Below are 17,138 nucleotides of genomic sequence, written 5' to 3' on the forward strand. Positions count from 1 at the left end.
TTGTGGGAGCGAGCTTGCTCGCGATGGCGGCGGGTCAGCTTGCATCAGTGTTGAATGTGTCGCCGCTATCGCGAGCAAGCTCGCTCCTACACTGGGTTCATGTTGTTTTATACATCGCGCTCACTGCCCCAACCCCTTGAGAAACTCCCGGTACAGCGCCGCGGTTTTCCCCGGTCGTTCAACCATGGGCATGTGGCCGATACCGTCCCAGATTTCCACCCGCAAGTCGGCGATGCCCTTGCTCCACACCGGCACGCTGCTGACGTCGATCAGCCTGTCCTTGCGGCCCCAGAGTAGCAGCGACGGCGCGCGGATGTCGGCCAGGCGCGGCTCCATCGGCGGGCTGGCGCGAAAGTCGACGAAGATCTCCGCCAGTTCATCGCGGCGCCGTTCGTAACGTTCGGCCATTGCCGCCAGCACCACGCTGGGCACCCAGGGCGGGGAGGCCATGGTCATTGCGTAGAACGGCGCGAAATCAGCCCGCGAGTCGACGAGGAACGGGTTATGCCCGGCAGCCAGGTGGCGTTCCATATCGCTGGCCTGGGGGGCGGTGACACCGGCCGGGTCGATCAGCGCCAGGGTCAGTACGCGCTCGGGCGACGTGGCCGCCAGCCACGCAGCGAGGTAACCGCCCATGGAGTTGCCGATCACATGGACCTTGTCCAGGCCACAGGCGTCGAGCAGCTCGATCACCCGCCGGGCCTGGGTCGGGATGTCATAGCCGCCGCCAGCCTTGAAGCCGGTTTCGCCATGGCCGGCCAGGTCGGGCACCACCACCCGGTAGTCGCTGACAAAGTGCCGGGCAAAGCGTAGCCAGAGATTCTTGTCAGCGCTGTAGCCATGCAGCATCAGGATGCTGCCGGACGCTTCATAGGGCCCGCCTTGCCAGGTTGACACGGTCATCTCGCTGATGGGGACGGTGATCTTGTGCAACCTGTAGAGACGTGCCTCCAGCGCCATGCCCATGTCGTACAGCACATGGCCGATGCCGGGATACGTCAACCAGCTCCAGGCGATAAACACAGCAAGGACTACCCACAACACCAGCATGTTTTGCCCTCCATGGGTCAGGACAGAATGTGATCGGCCAGTCTGAGCCGACGGGTCAGACAGTGTTAAGTGAAGCTGAAACCCGAGCACATCGCGATGACATGGCCGTTTTTGCTTTGATACCAACTATGACAGCCGCCGGATGAGTCATGTATAGCCAAAATCTGCGGCAGGGCGCTGCATTTGAAGGAGAATAAATACCCCTGCATTCAGTAGTGGCTATTTGATTCTGCCCTGATAGACTCCAGGTAACCCCCCGTTCCAGTGACTTGGAAAACCCGCGGTGCAGAGGCTTCTATGCAAAAAACGGGAAAAAAGGGACGGACGTTGGCCAGGAGGCTCTATATATCGCGCTTTCTGGGCCTGACGCTGGGGTTGCTGTTGGTGAGTGCTGCCGTCTTTCCCCTTGAACCGGCACCGTGGGTCTGGGGTTTCATGCTGTTCAACGGCCTGCTCTGGCCACACGTGGCCTACTGGTGGGGCCGACATTGCTCGAGGCCGTACCGCACAGAACACCTCAATTTATTGATCGATGCGGCGCTCGGCGGCTTCTGGGTCGCGGCGATGCAGTTCAACCCATTGCCCACGGCCGTTACGCTGGCGATGATGGCGATGAATAACGTTGCCATCGGCGGCCTGCGTTTCCTGCTGATCGGGGCGCTGGCCCAAGTGGCCGGTATTGTCGTGGGTGTGCTGATCTTCCCGCTGACCAGCGTGCCCATGACCAGCCCGGCGCAGATCTACGCCTGTCTGCCGCTGCTGTGCCTGTATCCGATGGCGCTGGGTTGGTTCTGCTATCGCCAGGCCTACATCCTGGGCCGGCAAAAGCGCGAGTTACTGGCCCTGAGCCGTACCGACAGCTTGACCGGGTTGCTTAACCATGGCGCCTGGAAAGATCGCCTCAACGAGGAGTTCCAGCGCTGCCTGCGTCACCCAAATGACGGGCCAGGGCGCGGCGTACTTGCGCTGATCGACATCGATCATTTCAAAGCCATCAATGACACCTATGGCCATGTGGCTGGCGACATCGTGCTGCGCCAGCTTGGCAAGATCCTCAATCAGAACCTGCGGGCTGCCGACGTGGTCGGGCGTTATGGCGGCGATGAGTTCTGTGTGATTCTGCCGGACCTGACGCTGGCCAATGCCGTACGGGCCATGGATGGTTTGCGTGAGCGCTTCGCGATGCTCGGCTACGAACAGAACCCGACGTTGAAGGCGAGCCTGAGTATTGGCCTGGCGGCCTTCAACCCGGCCTATGGCGATGCGACCCATTGGCTCAATGATGCCGACCAGGCGCTTTACGACGCCAAGACCGGCGGGCGCAACCGGGTCACCTGTTACCGGAATCGGCAGGTGTTGGAGGAATCGGTCGTTTCCCTTTGAGATGGCCACCTGCTGTCTAGAGCCTTGTTCGATTGTCGGGTAGGGTGCCCAGGGCACTCCCTCGATACGGAACAAGGATGAAATCATGACGATGACCGCTGTTCGCTCCCGTCTGGCCGTCAGTCTCGGCCTGAGCCTGGCCCTGTGCGCCTTCACCCCCATAGCTTTGGCGCAACCCCATCAACAAATCCTGACCGATGCGCAGCAGTACAAGGACGAAGCCCTGAAGCTACTGGAGCGGCTGGTGAATATCGACTCCGGCTCCGGGTATGTGCCGGGGTTGACCCAGGTCGGCGACATTGCCATCGACGAACTGAAAAGGTTGGGCGCGACCATCGAGCAGGTGCCGAACTCGGATGGTAGCCAGCACATCCTGGCGACTCTCAAGGGCACCGGTAAAGCGAAAATTCTGCTGATGGCCCATATGGACACGGTGTTCAAGGAAGGTTCGGCCGCCGAGCGTCCGTTCCACATCAAGGATGGCCGCGCCTACGGGCCGGGGGTGATGGACGACAAGGGTGGCATCGTCGCCGGGATCTACGCCTTGAAAGTTCTCAAGAACCTCGATTTCAAGAACTACGCGCAAATCACCTTCCTGCTCGACGCCAGTGAAGAAACCGGTTCGGATGTGGCCACCGACCTGATCAAGAAAACCGCCAAGGCCCATGACGTGACCCTCAACCTCGAGCCGGGTCGCCCGGCCGACGGTCTGGTGGTGTGGCGCAAGGGCAGTGCCACGGCGCTGGTGGAGGTCAAGGGCAAGGCATCCCACGCCGGTGTCGCGCCGGAACTGGGGCGCAATGCGGCGATGGAAGCCGCGCACCAGATTCTGCAATTGGGCAAGCTCGGCGATGCGGATAAGAAAACCACCATCAACTTCACGGTGCTCAAGGCTGGCGACCGGACCAACGTCATTCCCGATCAGGCGAGCGCCAAGGCCGATGTGCGGGCGGTGGTGCCGGAAGAGTTCGACCGCATCGAAAAAGACCTGGCCCGGGTGTCCCAGGACAAGCTAATCGCCGACACCGAGGTCACCACCAGCCTCAAGCGCGGTTTGCCGCCGATGCCACAGACGGCGGAATCGGACCGGTTGATGGCCATGGCCCAAGGCATCTATGGCGAGCTGGGGCGCAAGCTCACTGAAGAGGGCAGCGGCGGCGCGGCGGACGCCAGCCTCTCGGCCGGCGTCGGCACGCCTACGCTGGATGGGTTTGGCATTGTCGGCGGCAACATTCATACGCCGCAGGAATATGCCGAAGTCGAGAGCGTGGTGCCACGGATTTATCTGTTGTCGCGGATGATCATGGAGTTGGCGGGGCGGTAACGCGCTATGCCGTTCGTAGCGCTGGCAGGGTATAGGGTGAACGGTTAAACCCTGTGGGAGCGAGCTTGCTCGCGATAGCGGCGTGTCAGTTAATGATGATGTCGACTGATTCACCGCCTTCGCGAGCAAGCTCGCTCCCACAGGGGAGATGTGCTGCAAGACTCGGTGGTTCGCTCCTATACCGATGCTAATACGATAAACACAAGGCTTTTGTGGCGAGGGAGCTTGCTCCCGCTGGACTGCGCAGCAGGCCCAAGTTTTTTGATTCAGCACAAAATGCTTGGGGCCGCTTCGCGACCCAGCGGGAGCAAGCTCCCTCGCCACAGGGGGATGCGCTATGTCGAAGGGCGCGCTTCGACGTTGTCCAGTGCTCGGTTTGCCAGCTGTCCACTCAACTCGATCAATTGGTGGATGCCCAGGGCAATGTGGCGCCTTGAGCCTTCCAGGTCGAAGGCCAGGTCGCTGAGCATGGCGGTGGCCGAGGCGAGGGTTTCGCTGAGGTTGGCGAGCAGGGATTCGGTGTCGACACCGTTGATGACCGTGAAGAGTTGGCCGGGATCAGCCTCGGGTTTGCTGGGTTTGGGCTTGAGGTAGTGGTCGAGGATGCGGTCGGCGGCTTTGTCGAACGCTTTTGATGATGGATCGGTATCCGGTGGGTTCGGTGTTGGCTTGAAAATGGACGAAACTCCTTGGTAATTGGAGCCGCAACCTTTTGCTACCAAACATTAGGTGGCGGCTATACGCAGGTTGGTAGACCGGGTACCAAGGCAAACCCAGCGCGCCACAAGGGCGCCCCGCGCACAGCCGCCATAATGAATATGCCGGAGCTGTGCGCCTTAGTTTTACCCGGGCTACCAAACCCGATCGCTGATTCGTCAGCGACCCGAAAACGATAAAGCCCTGGCCCCAAGGCGCACAAGCCGGCGGATTCTGGCGCAGTTGTAGGCAATGGCGCAAGGTGAGGTCGTTCGGTCTTACATCAAGAGTAATGAGGTAAACATCCAGGCGTTTGTGGTGAGGGAATTTAGCGAAACGTCGCACCGCCCCGCTGTGGGAGCAAGGCTTGCCCGCGATGAAGATGACGCGGTCTCCTGGCGAACCGAGGTGCCTGCATCGCGAGCAAGCTTTGCTCCCACCGGGATTTTTGTTGCGCCGCTTGGCGGGTTCAGTAAACCCAAACCTCCACCCGCCGATTCCGAACCCGACCCTCATCCTCGCTGTTGGCCGCCACCGGCATCAAGGCGCCGAACCCTCGCACTTCCCGTAGCGCCACACCGTATTTGACCAGCTCCCGCCGCACCGCCATGGCCCGCAGCTTGGACAACAGGTCGGCCCGCGCCGGGTCGTCCTTGGCGTCGCCAAAACCCACCAGCGTTACGCGTCGATCGGTTTTGCCGTGCTGCTTTATATAGTCGAGCACACGGCCCAGGTCCTGGTGGGCCTTGTTGTCCAGGCTGGCGCTGCCTTCTTCGAAGCGGAAATTCACGTTCAAGCGTTGGGCGTGGCGGCTCAGGGCCTGGTAGCCCTCGGGCATCAGTGCATTCGGCGTGACGGCCATGGCCTGGACGGTCTGGGCGATGAACCCGTTGGCCGCGACGATGGCCTGGCCCTTGTCGCTTTGGGCGAACGCCACCAAGGCCTCGGCCCACGGGTTGGTGCCCCAGGGGGGCAAATAGAAGAACAGGCGCCGGGAGAGTGGGTAGTCCTCGGTGGCGATCAGGTGGTTGAGCGGCAGCATGGGTTGGGAAGCGCCGTCGACAATGGCCAGCGCCTTGGCCTGGCGCACGTAGGGCAAACCGATGAAACCGATGCCTTGTGGGTCCTGGCTGACAGCGTCGGACAACTGTTCGCTGGACTCGAAGCGCCGGGCGCTAGGATCCAGGCGTTTGCCCTGTCGGCTGAGCACCAGCTCCTTGAAGGTGTCGTAGGTGCCGGACTGTTCATCCCGGGCATACAAATGAATCGGCCCGCCCGTCCCGCCGACGGCCTCCCAGGTTTTCGCCTCGCCGCTGAATATCCGCGCCAGTTGCACGGTATCGAGTTGCTGCAGCGGGTTGTGGGGATGAAGGATGATCGCCAAGCCATCGATGGCGATGACCTGCTCGGCGGCAGGACTTTTCAGGTCGCCCAGGGACGACAATTCCTTCAGTTCACTGTCCTTGATCGGCCGGGAAGAGGCGGCCAGGTCGGCGCTGGCCTGCTTGAGGGCGGCGAAACCGGTGCTGGAGCCGTGGGCCGCGATGTCGACTTCCACCCGCCGGCCATCGGCAGTCTGGCCGACGATGCGTTGCTCGTTGTCACGCCCGGTGATTTCACTGCTGACCCTGCGCAGGCCCTGATCCTCCATCAAGCCTCTGACCAGGGCCGGCCCCAGCGCCGCGCCGATGGTATTGGAGCCCTGGAGGCGCAAGGCTGGGCCCTGTTCGGGAATGGGCAACTTGCCGGCCCATGCCACGAACGGCAGCCAGAGGCCCATGAAAACCACAACACACAGCCGCATGCCGGCACCTTCTGAACCCGAGGAAGTGCCGGAAGATTAAGTCAGTCAGGTTACTGAAAGGTGACAGGGGTGCGACTTGTCAGGTGTAGCAGAGTGGTGCGGGAGCGGTGTGTTGTGGGAGCAAAGCTTGCTCGCGATACAGGCGACCCGATTTAACGGCGGGACCGTGTCATCGTTCATCGCGAGCAAGCTTTGCTCCCACAGGCTCGCTCCCACAGGGTTTGATGTGACGCGATCAGCTCAGTTGCAACCAGATCGGCGCATGGTCCGATGGTTTTTCCATGCCCCGCAGCTCATAGTCCACGCCAGCGTCCTTGACCCGTGGCAGCAGGCCGTGGGAAGTGAGGATCAGGTCGATGCGCAGGCCGCGTTTGGGCTCGTCCTCGAAACCGCGGCTGCGGTAGTCGAACCAGCTGAAACGGTCGGTGACGTCCGGGTTCAGGTGGCGGAAGCTGTCCACCAGGCCCCAGTTCTTCAGGCGGACCATCCATTCGCGCTCTTCCGGCAGGAAGCTGCACTTGCCGGTCTTCAGCCAGCGCTTCATGTTGTCCGGGCCAATGCCGATGTCGCAGTCTTCCGGGGAAATGTTCACGTCGCCCATCACCACCACTGGCTGGTCGTTGCTGAAGCGGCTTTCCAGCAGTTGCTGCAAATCGCTATAGAAACGCTCCTTGGCCGGGAATTTGGTCGGGTGGTCGCGGCTTTCACCCTGGGGGAAGTAACCGTTCATGATGGTCACCGGCACGCCGTTGGCATCGGCGAAGGTGCCCCAGATGAAGCGCCGCTGGGCGTCCTCGTCGTCACTGTCGAAGCCTTTGTACAGGCTCAGCGGCGCCTGGCGGGAGAGCAGGGCGACGCCGTAGTGGCCTTTTTGCCCGTGGTAATGCACGTGATAACCCAGGGCCTGCACCTCGGCCAGGGGGAATTGCTCGTCGTGAACCTTGGTTTCCTGCAGCCCGATCACATCCGGCTGGTGCTTCTCGATCAGCGCCGCCAGCTGATGGGGGCGGGCGCGCAGCCCATTGATGTTGAAGGAGACGATCTTCATGGTCGGCTGTCCTGGCAAAACTGCGATGCTAGCTGACATGTGGGAAGGGAGCCAGCGTGGCAGTAGGACAAATGCGCTGCTAATGTCCTTTGCATGTAGGAACGATCACGACCCTCTCGGGTTCGTACTCAATAAGAGCAGGGCCTCACCGAGCCTCGCCCCAGGAGATCCAACACCATGCCTGAAACTGCAACCGCCATCGCCGACGTCCATATGCTCGACAGTGGTTATTCCCGTGAAGCCCGTTCGTTGCTGTACCAGGCCTATCGCCATGAGCCGACCTTCAGCTACCTGTTCGAATCCGAGCGTCCCGGTTATGAACAGCGGGTGCGGGCTACGGTGCGTGAGCTGGTCAAGCAGCATTTTCTCCAGGACCTGCCGGCCATTGGCCTTCTGGTCAACGACCGCCTGATCGGCATCGCCCTGATCGCCCCGCCACAGCGGCGCTTGGGCATCACCGAAAGTTGGGCCTGGCGCCTGCGCATGGTCTTGAGCACTGGTTTCCGTTGCACCCGGCGCTATCTGGAGTACCACGCGGCGGTGCTGGCCTGCCTGCCGTCGGATGCGGTCCATGTATTGCCGCTGCTGGGGATTCATCCGCAGTTCCAGGGCAAGCATTTCGGCGAGCAGTTGCTCGAGGCGGTCCATAACTGGTGTGCGGTGGACGAGCATTCCCGAGGGGTGGTGCTGGACACTGGCAACCCGCGTTATCTTGAGTTTTATAAACGCCAGGGTTACGAGGAAATCGGTGAGGTTGCGGTAGGACCGATCCGCGAGCATGTGTTCTTCCACGCCAACCCACAGGTTCTGCAAAGCGCAACGGGTTAATCGGTCGAACTTTTGCGAAATGTCCGGCTCTATCAGGCACCTACGCTCGTGATAGCATCCGCGCCATGAACCTCTCAGGAAGAATGACCCGTGGCGCGCTTTTGCTGTCCCTCAGCTGCGCGGCGCTGGCAAACAGTGAATTGGAAGTACGCGTCCAGCCGTCCAACGACGAACTCAAGGCCAACGTAGAAGGTTACATCGGTGGCTTGGGTGATCGTGATGAGGAGGCCTTGCTGCGCTTCAGTCGCGGCGCCGAGGAGCAGGCGCGCAAGGCCGCCCAGGCGCTGGGCTACTACCAGCCGCAGATCGACAGTGAGGTCAAGGGCGGCAAGGACCCACGCCTGGTGCTCACCATCGACCCCGGCGAGCCGGTGCACCTGCGCAACGTCACCGTGCGCATCGATGGCCCGGCGGCGGCGCTCAAGGCCTTTCGCGTACCCAGCAACGCCGCCCTGAAACCCGGCGCAGTGCTCAACCATGGTCGCTATGAAGACGCCAAGCGGGTGATCCAGAACCAAGCCTCGCGCTATGGTTTTTTCAGCGGGCGCTTCACCCAGCAGAAACTCCTGGTGGACCCCCAGGCGGGCATCGCCGACATCGAACTGGTCTACGACAGTGGCCCGCGCTATGCCTTGGGCCCGGTGAGCTTCGAGGGCGACACGCCGTTCGACGAAGACCTGCTGCGACGCATGGTGCCGTTCAAGGCGGGTGCGCCCTACGACTCCGAGCTGATTGCCGAACTCAACCAGGCCTTGCAATCGAGCGGCTATTTTGAAGGTGTTCGGGTGGATGCGGCCCCCACCGCAGCCACCAACAATGTCATTCCGGTGGCGGTCAAGCTCGATACGCGCAAGCCGCGCACCATGGGCCTGGGCCTGGGTTTTTCCACCGACGTCGGCCCCCGGGCCAAAGCCAACTGGACGCGCCACTGGGTCAACCCCCAGGGCCACAGCTATGGCTGGGAAGCGGAAGTGTCGGCGCCCCGGCAGAACGTCGGCCTGTGGTACGACGTGCCGCTGGACCCGCCGCTGACCGACAAGATGCGCTACGCCGGCGGCTATCAATATGAAGAACTGGCCGGCACCGACAGCCTCAGCAAACTGCTCACCGTGGGCCCGGAATGGCACAGCAAGTTGCCCAGTGGCTGGCAGCGGGTGGTGTCGCTCAAGTGGCAGCGCGAGGAGTATCGCCTCGGCGACGATGCGGGGCTGAGCACGCTGTTGATGCCGGGCGTGAGCTATTCCTACCTGCGCAGCGACAACCGCATCGACCCGCACAACGGCTACCGTTTGCAGTTCGACACCAAGGTCGCCAAGGAAGGGCTGGGCTCGGACAACAACCTGGTATACGGCACCGCCATGGTCAAGGGCCTGACCACGGTGTTCGACAAACATCGCCTGCTGGCTCGGGCGCAGATCGGCGGCAGCGCCACCAATGGCTACAAATCCATCCCGCCGTCCCTGCGTTTTTTCGCCGGTGGCGACCAGAGTGTGCGGGGTTACGACTACCAGAGCCTGTCGCCGGAAAACGCCGAGGGCGACCGTATCGGCGGACGTTACATGGTCGCCGGCAGCCTTGAGTACCAATATTCCGTCGCGGAAAAATGGCGGGTGGCGACGTTCGTCGACCAGGGCAACTCCTTTAACAGCCTTGAGCTGCCGAGCTTGAAGACCGGCGTAGGTGTCGGCGTGCGCTGGGTGTCGCCGGTGGGGCCGATCCGCCTCGACCTGGCCCATGCGATGGACGATGAAGGCGGCATTCGATTGCACTTTTCCATGGGGCCTGAGTTGTGACGCGTGGTGTGAAGAGGACGCTGTTAGCGCTCGCCGGGGTGCTGGTGGCAGTCGTGCTGGCCTTGAGCGTGGTGCTGGGCACGGCCTTTGGCAGCCGCTGGGCCCTTGGCCTGGTGCCGGGGCTGAACGTGGAGAATTTCCAGGGGCGGCTGGGCGGGCAGTGGAGCGCCGATCACCTGCTGTGGCAGCAAGGCGACAGTCGGGTGGAGGTGGATCGGCTGATATTCGCCTGGTCACCGCTGTGCCTGGCGCGCATGACCCTGTGCATCGAACAGCTCAAGGCCGACCAGGTCGCCTTGCAGTTGCCAGCCTCGGCCGATGAGCCGAGCAGCGGTCCGATCAGCTTGCCGGACCTGGACTTGCCGCTCGCCATCGAACTGGGCGATGTGCAGGTCGGCAGTCTGTCGTTCAACGGCAGCGAGCAGCTCAAGGGCCTGCAATTGGTTGCCCACTGGACTGCCGAGGGTCTGCAGATCGACTCGGTGCAATTGCAGCGCGACGAACTGGGCCTGACGCTGTCCGGCTTGCTCAAGCCCGGCGGCGACTGGCCATTGAATGCCGAAGGCCGGTTGACCTTGCCGGCGCCGGGGGCCACGCCCTGGACCCTGGACCTGAAAGTCGACGGCAACCTGCTCAAGACCCTCCACCTCAAGGCCGACAGCAGCGGTTACCTGCAAGGCCAGTTGACCGGTGAGCTGCAACCGCTGGCGGACAACCTGCCCGCCAAGGTGCGCATCACCGGCGATGGCTTCAAGGCCAGCGCCGATCTGCCGGACACCTTGTTGCTCAATCAGCTGGAATTGACCGGCGAAGGCGATCTGAAGAAGGGTTATCAATTGCTCGGCAAGGCGACATTGCCCGCCGAACAAGGGCCGGTCGCGTTGCTGCTGCAAGGCACTGTGGACGCCAATGGCGCCCGGATCGCCGGCCTGGATCTGGATGCCGGCAATCAGCAAAGCCTGAAACTCAGCGGTCAAGTGGACTGGCGCGAAGGCCTGAGTGCCGAGGCGAAAGTCGCCTGGTTGGATTTCCCCTGGCATCGCCTGTATCCGCTGATCGACGAGCCGCAGGTGACGTTGCGCAGCTTCAATGGCGAAGTCTCGTACACCGATGGCAACTACCTGGGCAATTTCCAGGCTGCGCTGGACGGACCCGCCGGGGCCTTTAGCCTGGACAGCCCGTTCAGCGGCGACCTGACGCAAATCCACCTGCCGCAGCTCAAGCTCGCCGCGGGGCAGGGTAAGGCCGAAGGGCATCTGAGCCTGCAATTTGCCGACGGCATCGCCTGGGACACGGCGCTGCAACTGTCGGCCATCAACCCGGCGTACTGGCTCGGTGAACTGCCCGGGACCCTGGCCGGGCCGTTGCGCAGCAAAGGGGCAATGAAGAACGAGCGCCTCGACCTCGACGCAGAGCTGGATCTCAAGGGCCAGCTGCGTGGCCAACCGGCGCTGTTCCAGGCCAAGGCCAGCGGCGCCGGCGAGCAGTGGAACCTCAGCGCGCTGGACATCCGCCTGGGGGACAACCGCATCAACGGCAGCGGCAGCCTGCAACAGAAGCTCACCGGCCAGATCGACATCAAGCTCGCCCGCCTGGCCCAGCTCTGGCCGCAACTGCGCGGCCAAGTGGTCGGCCGGGTCGATGTCGCCGGCACACTCAAGGCGCCCCAAGGCAAGCTCGGCCTGCAAGGCACGCAACTGGCATTTCAGGACAATCGCCTGCAAAGCCTGAACCTGGACGCGACCCTCGACAGTGCCCAGCGCGGCAAGCTCGACCTCAAGGCCAGCGGTATCCGCGCCGGTGAAACTTCGTTGGGCGTGCTGACCGTCAGCGGGCAGGGCGACATCAAACGGCAAACACTCAACCTGGACTTGCAGGGGCCGCAGCTCGACACGACCCTGGCGCTCGACGGCGCCCTCGACCAGGGCAATTGGCGCGGACGCCTGGCCAGCGGCGCGGTGCAGGCCGGCGGTCAAGCCTGGCGCCTGCAAGCCCCGGCGAAACTGGAGCGCCTGGCCGATGGCACGCTCAACGTCGGCGCCCATTGCTGGCGTTCCTTTGATGCCAGCCTGTGCGGTGAAGACCAACGGCTGATGCCGGAGCCGAAGCTGCGCTACCACCTCAAACAATTCCCCATCGAAAGCCTGGCCCAGTGGATGCCCAAGGATTTTGCCTGGCAGGGCCGGCTCAACGCGGACCTGCAACTGGACTTGCCGGCCAGCGGCCCGAATGGCCGGATCCAGGTGGACGCCAGCGGCGGTACTTTGCGGATTCGGGATAAGGAGAGCGATAAGCCGCAATGGCTGGACTTCCCTTATCAGACCCTGACGCTCAACAGTCGTCTGACCCCCAAGCGCATCGATACCGACCTGAATTTCGTCGGCGCCAAGCTCGGCGAACTGATGCTCCAGGCGCAGATCAACCCGCTGCCGGCGAGCAAGCCCTTGAGCGGCTCGTTCCGCCTGACCGGTGTGGACCTGTCCGTGGCCCGGCCGTTCATGCCGATGGTGGAAACCCTCACGGGGCACCTGAACGGCAGCGGGACGTTGTCCGGTGGCTTGCTCGCGCCCCAGGTCAACGGCAACCTGGTGCTCAGCGACGGCGAAGTCTCCGGGCCGGAACTGCCGGTCAGCCTCGAAGCCCTGCAGGTGCGGGCGATGATTGCCGGCGAAACGGTACGGCTCGACGGCAACTGGAAAAGCGGCAAGAGTGGGCGGGGCAGCCTGACGGGAAACATCGGCTGGGGCGAGGCCCTGACCCTGAACCTGGCCCTCAAGGGCTCGCAGTTGCCGGTCACCGTCGAACCGTACGCGGTGCTCGATGTCGCCCCGGACCTGAACATCACGATGCAGGGCGAGCAGCTTTCCATTGCCGGCAAGGTCCTGGTGCCCAAAGGCGAGATCACCGTCCGCGAACTGCCGCCGTCCACCGTCAAGGTGTCGGATGATACGGTGATCGTCGGCCACCAGACCGAGGAGGGCAAGGCGCCGATAGCCATGGCGATGGACATCGACGTGATCGTCGGCCAGGACAAGCTCGCGTTCTCGGGTTTCGGCCTGACGGCCAACGTGCAAGGCCAGGTGCACATCGGCGACAACATGGACACCCGCGGTGAACTGTGGCTCAACGACGGCCGCTATCGGGCCTACGGGCAACGGCTGACGGTGCGCCGGGCACGGCTGCTGTTCGCCGGCCCCATCGACCAGCCCTACCTGGACATCGAAGCGATTCGCCAGACCGACGACGTGATCGCCGGCATCCGCTTGAGCGGCAGCGCCGAGCAACCGACCACGCAGATCTTCTCCGAGCCGGCCATGAGCCAGGAGCAGGCGTTGTCCTACCTGGTACTGGGCCGGCCGCTGAGCACCACGGGCGAGGACAACAACATGCTTGCCCAGGCTGCGCTGGGCCTGGGGCTGATGGGCAGTTCGGGCGTGACCAGCAGCCTGGCCAGTAACCTGGGTATCGATGATTTCCAACTCGACACCCAAGGCAGCGGCAACACCACCAGCGTGGTCGCCAGCGGCAACCTCTCGGAAAAACTCAGCCTGCGCTACGGCGTCGGCGTGTTCGAACCGGCCAACACCATCGCCCTGCGCTACAAGCTCAGCAAGAAGGTCTACCTCGAAGCCGCCAGCGGCGTCGCCAGTTCGCTGGATATCTTCTACAAGCGCGATTTCTAAACCCTTCCCCAATCCCCCTGTGGGAGCGAGCTTGCTCGCGATAGCGGTATGTCAGTTGACAGTCATGTTGGCTGATCCACCGCTATCGCGAGCAAGCTCGCTCCCACATTGGTTTTTCCCACAGGTTTGTCGGCATTTCGTCTGCTGGTTAGTAGCAAGCTAACTATTTGTTTGACATTTGCTGCCTAAGCAGTAATATTTCGACATACATTCACTGCCTAGGCAGCAAACGGTGCTCAGATGAAGCATTTCACCCCAGACGACTTTCACAATTGCCACCTCGGCATGCTGCTCGGCCGCGCCGCGCTGCTCAAGGACCGGATCATCGACACCCACATGGAGCCCGTCGGCATCACCGCCGCGCAGTTCAAGGTGTTGATCATCATGGCCCAGCACGGCATCGACACGTCGGTCGAGCTGTGTCGCTACCTGTCCCTGGACAGCGGCTCGATGACGCGGATGCTCGATCGCCTGGAGCAGAAAGGTTTCCTGGTCCGCCAACGCTCGGCAGAGGACCGGCGCCAGGTGCAATTGGTACTGACCGAAGCCGGCCAGGCCCTCGCCGATCGCCTGCCGTTCATTGGTGCCGACGCCATGAACCAGCTGGCCGGCGCCATCAGCCGCGAGGAGCTGCAAACCCTCGAAGACATCCTCAAGAAAATACTGCTCGCCGCCGGTGATCCCATCACTGTGTTGCGATTGGGGGAGAAATGAAACGTCAAACCTTGCGTGCCCGCTTGAGCCTGGTGCTGTTGGCCATGAGCCTCGCCGGTTGTGCCAGCTACAGCGGCCTGAAGACCGAAGGCGTCAGCCTCGAGGCCAAGAGCCTCCAGGCTGGACAGTCCCTGACCGGGGTCACGCTGTCGCCGGCCGCGTGGCCGAAAAACGACTGGTGGAAAAGCCTCGGTGACCCGCAACTCGACGGCCTGATCCGTGAAGCCCTGCGCGACAGCCCGGACATGCAGGTCGCCAGCGCCCGGGTCCACCAGGCCAGTGCCGCGGCCTATGCCGCCAACGCGGCGCGCCTGCCGACCCTGGATGCCAGTGGCAGCGTCAGCCGTTCGCGCCTGGCCCGTGACCAGGATCCGCAAGGGCAGGGCGGGGCGTACAGCACCCTGCGTTCGCTGAGTGTGGACTTCAACTACAACTTCGACCTCTGGGGTGGCCAGCGTGCCGCCTGGGAAGCCGCCCTGGGCCAGGCCCGCGCCGCCGAGATCGATCGCCAGGCCGCGCAACTGACCCTGGCCGCCGACGTGGCCCGGGCCTACAGCGACCTGGGCCAGGCCCACATCATTCATGATCTGGCCGCCGAAGACCTCAAGCGCACCCGGCAGATGCTCGACCTGGGCAAGCGCCGCCTCAGCGCCGGGATCGACAGCGAGTACCAGTTCCAGCAGACCGAAAGCCTGGAAGCCAGCGCCGATGCGACTCTGATCGACGCCGAGAAACGCCTGCAAAGCGCCAAGATCGCCCTGGCGGTATTGCTGGGCAAGGGCCCGGATCGCGGCAATGAAATCGCCCGGCCCAATGTGCTGCAAGCCAGCGCGGTCGCCTTGCCGTCGAACCTGCCGGCCGAGTTGCTGGGTCGCCGTCCGGACTTGGTCGCGGCGCGCTGGCGGGTCGAGGCGGCCAGCAAGAACATCGAAGCCGGCAAGACCAATTTCTACCCCAACCTCAATCTGAGTGCGGCGGCGGGGGTGCAGTCATTGCTCGGCGATGCGATGTTCGGTTCGGCCAGCCGCTTCTTCAACGTGGCGCCGACCGTGTCGCTGCCGATCTTCGATGGCGGCCGTTTGCGGGCGGACCTGGATGCCCGGGACGCCGATTACGACCTGGCGGTGGCGCAGTACAACAAGAGCCTGGTCACGGCCCTTGGCGATGTCAGCGACACCATCAACCAGTTGCGCGACATCGCTCGTCAGATCGGTGCCCAGCAACATGCCACCGACATCGCACAGAACTCCTACGACACCGTGGTCCAGCGCTACGGCTCGGGCATCGGTAATTACCTGGACGTGTTGAGCATCGAGCAGCAACTGCTCCAGGCCCAGCGCCAACTGGCGAACCTGAATGCCGAACAGATCGATTTGTCGATCCAACTGATGCAGGCCCTGGGCGGTGGTTTCGAAGCCCAGAGCCTGGCGGCGGCCACGCCGACCGCTGCCACGCCGACCCACTGATTCGAGGGACTTGTCATGGCGACTGCCGAAACGACTCAATCCGAACAAACGCAAGACAGCGGCAACCCACGCAAGCGCAAGGTCATGCTATTGGCACTGGCGCTGATCGTCATTCTCGCGGGCCTGGGTGTATGGGGCTGGCATGAACTGTATGGCCGCTGGAGCGAAAGCACCGACGATGCCTATGTGAACGGCAACGTGGTGGAGATCACCCCGCAGGTCACCGGGACCGTAGTGAGCATCGGTGCCGACGATGGTGATTTGGTGCGTGAAGGCCAGGTGCTGGTGCAGTTCGACCCGAACGACGCCGAAGTCGGGCTGCAAAGTGCCCAGGCCAATCTGGCCCGCACGGTGCGCCAAGTGCGGGGCTTGTACAGCAACGTCGACGGCATGCGGGCGCAGGTCAATGCCCAAGAGGCCGAGGTGCAAAAAGCCCAGGAAAACTACAGCCGACGCAAGAACCTGGCGGCCGGCGGGGCGATTTCCCAGGAAGAGCTGTCCCACGCCCGGGATGACCTGACCTCGGCGCAGAACGCCTTGGCCAATACCCGGCAACAGCTCAAGACCAGCAGCGCCTTGGTGGACGATACCGTGGTGTCGTCCCATCCCGACGTGCAAGCCGCCGCCGCGCAATTGCGCCAGGCCTTCCTGACCAACGCCCGCAGCACCTTGATCGCGCCGGTCACCGGTTATGTCGCCAAGCGCACCGTGCAATTGGGCCAACGGGTGCAGCCGGGCACGGCCTTGATGGCGGTGATCCCGCTGGATCAGCTGTGGATCGACGCCAACTTCAAGGAAACCCAACTGCGTGACATGCGCATTGGCCAGCCGGTGGACATCGAAGCCGACCTGTACGGCAGCGATGTGAAGTACAGCGGCACCATCGACAGCCTGGGCGCCGGGACCGGCAGTGCGTTTGCCTTGCTGCCGGCGCAGAACGCCACGGGGAACTGGATCAAGATCGTCCAGCGGGTGCCGGTGCGCATTCACATCAATGCCCAGGAGTTGGCCAAGCATCCGTTGCGGGTCGGCCTGTCGACCCAGGTCAGCGTCAACCTGCACGACCAGAGCGGTCCGGTGCTGGCCCAGCAGCCGCCGCAGAAAGCCTCGTTCAGCACCCAGGTCTATGACCGGCAGTTGGCCGATGCCGACGCGATGATCACGCGGCTGATCCACGACAACAGTGCCGCGGCGAGCAAGACCGCGCAGCGCTGATCGCAATTGCAGGCCAACCTCTGAAATCTGTGGGAGCAAGGCTTGCCCGCGATGGCGGTGTGATGGTCAACAGCGATATTGACTGGTAGGACGCCATCGCGGGCAAGCCTTGCTCCCACAGGGTTGTGTCTTGC

12 protein-coding genes are annotated in these 17,138 nt (G+C 63.1%); 8 read left to right on the forward strand and 4 right to left on the reverse strand.

The genetic code is table 11. The annotated features are described in order from the left end of the window. Nucleotides 1–120 precede the first annotated feature (120 nt). Nucleotides 121–1,050 carry an alpha/beta fold hydrolase gene (locus tag AC3A5O_RS12805; RefSeq protein WP_122568143.1) on the reverse strand — a complete coding sequence of 310 codons (930 nt, stop codon included), beginning with the start codon at nt 1,048–1,050 and terminating at the stop codon, nt 121–123. 297 nt (nt 1,051–1,347) lie between these two features. Between AC3A5O_RS12805 and AC3A5O_RS12810 the strand changes: the two genes are divergently transcribed. Further along, complete coding sequence (locus AC3A5O_RS12810) at nt 1,348–2,433, forward strand: diguanylate cyclase (RefSeq protein ID WP_122568144.1); 1,086 nt, start codon at nt 1,348–1,350, stop codon at nt 2,431–2,433. A gap of 85 nt (nt 2,434–2,518) precedes the next feature. Then, entirely contained in the window at nt 2,519–3,757 is a 1,239-nt protein-coding gene (locus AC3A5O_RS12815; protein WP_487753249.1) for a M20/M25/M40 family metallo-hydrolase, read from the forward strand. Nucleotides 3,758–4,092: 335 nt separating this feature from the next. Here AC3A5O_RS12815 and AC3A5O_RS12820 read toward each other — a convergent pair whose 3' ends face one another. The 3 genes from AC3A5O_RS12820 to xthA all read right to left on the reverse strand — a co-directional run bounded on the left by AC3A5O_RS12820 (nt 4,093) and on the right by xthA (nt 7,305). After that, nucleotides 4,093–4,434, reverse strand: coding sequence for a DUF6124 family protein (locus tag AC3A5O_RS12820; RefSeq protein WP_487753277.1), 342 nt, complete (start codon nt 4,432–4,434; stop codon nt 4,093–4,095). Nucleotides 4,435–4,922: 488 nt separating this feature from the next. Beyond that, nucleotides 4,923–6,257 carry a substrate-binding domain-containing protein gene (locus tag AC3A5O_RS12825; protein ID WP_460079118.1) on the reverse strand — a complete coding sequence of 445 codons (1,335 nt, stop codon included), beginning with the start codon at nt 6,255–6,257 and terminating at the stop codon, nt 4,923–4,925. Nucleotides 6,258–6,492: 235 nt separating this feature from the next. Then, nucleotides 6,493–7,305 carry an exodeoxyribonuclease III gene (gene xthA, locus AC3A5O_RS12830; RefSeq protein ID WP_487753250.1) on the reverse strand — a complete coding sequence of 271 codons (813 nt, stop codon included), beginning with the start codon at nt 7,303–7,305 and terminating at the stop codon, nt 6,493–6,495. 177 nt (nt 7,306–7,482) lie between these two features. On the opposite strand from xthA, the gene AC3A5O_RS12835 reads away from it, so the two are divergent. From AC3A5O_RS12835 to AC3A5O_RS12860, 6 genes are all read left to right on the forward strand, one after another. Then, nucleotides 7,483–8,133, forward strand: a complete 651-nt coding sequence (locus AC3A5O_RS12835) for a GNAT family N-acetyltransferase (protein ID WP_122568149.1) — start codon at nt 7,483–7,485, stop codon at nt 8,131–8,133. A 65-nt stretch (nt 8,134–8,198) separates the two neighbouring features. Next, the gene (locus tag AC3A5O_RS12840; protein WP_305470473.1) at nt 8,199–9,926 is read left to right on the forward strand and encodes an autotransporter assembly complex protein TamA; all 1,728 of its coding nucleotides are present in this window, start codon (nt 8,199–8,201) and stop codon (nt 9,924–9,926) included. Further along, on the forward strand, nt 9,923–13,609 hold the full coding sequence (locus tag AC3A5O_RS12845) for a translocation/assembly module TamB domain-containing protein (RefSeq protein ID WP_487753251.1): 3,687 nt from the start codon (nt 9,923–9,925) through the stop codon (nt 13,607–13,609). Before AC3A5O_RS12840 ends, AC3A5O_RS12845 begins: the two co-directional genes overlap by 4 nt. Before the next feature lie 240 nt (nt 13,610–13,849). Beyond that, a complete protein-coding gene (locus AC3A5O_RS12850; RefSeq protein ID WP_487753252.1) occupies nt 13,850–14,323 on the forward strand; it encodes a MarR family winged helix-turn-helix transcriptional regulator in 474 nt (157 codons plus the stop codon). Further along, complete coding sequence (locus AC3A5O_RS12855) at nt 14,320–15,789, forward strand: efflux transporter outer membrane subunit (RefSeq protein ID WP_305470475.1); 1,470 nt, start codon at nt 14,320–14,322, stop codon at nt 15,787–15,789. The genes AC3A5O_RS12850 and AC3A5O_RS12855 overlap by 4 nt, the downstream gene beginning before the upstream one ends. Nucleotides 15,790–15,804: 15 nt before the next feature. Then, nucleotides 15,805–17,004 carry an HlyD/EmrA/EmrK family protein gene (locus tag AC3A5O_RS12860; protein ID WP_122568154.1) on the forward strand — a complete coding sequence of 400 codons (1,200 nt, stop codon included), beginning with the start codon at nt 15,805–15,807 and terminating at the stop codon, nt 17,002–17,004. The last annotated feature ends 134 nt before the right edge of the window (nt 17,005–17,138 follow it).

Source organism: Pseudomonas sp. Soil_N_39 (assembly GCF_057655955.1).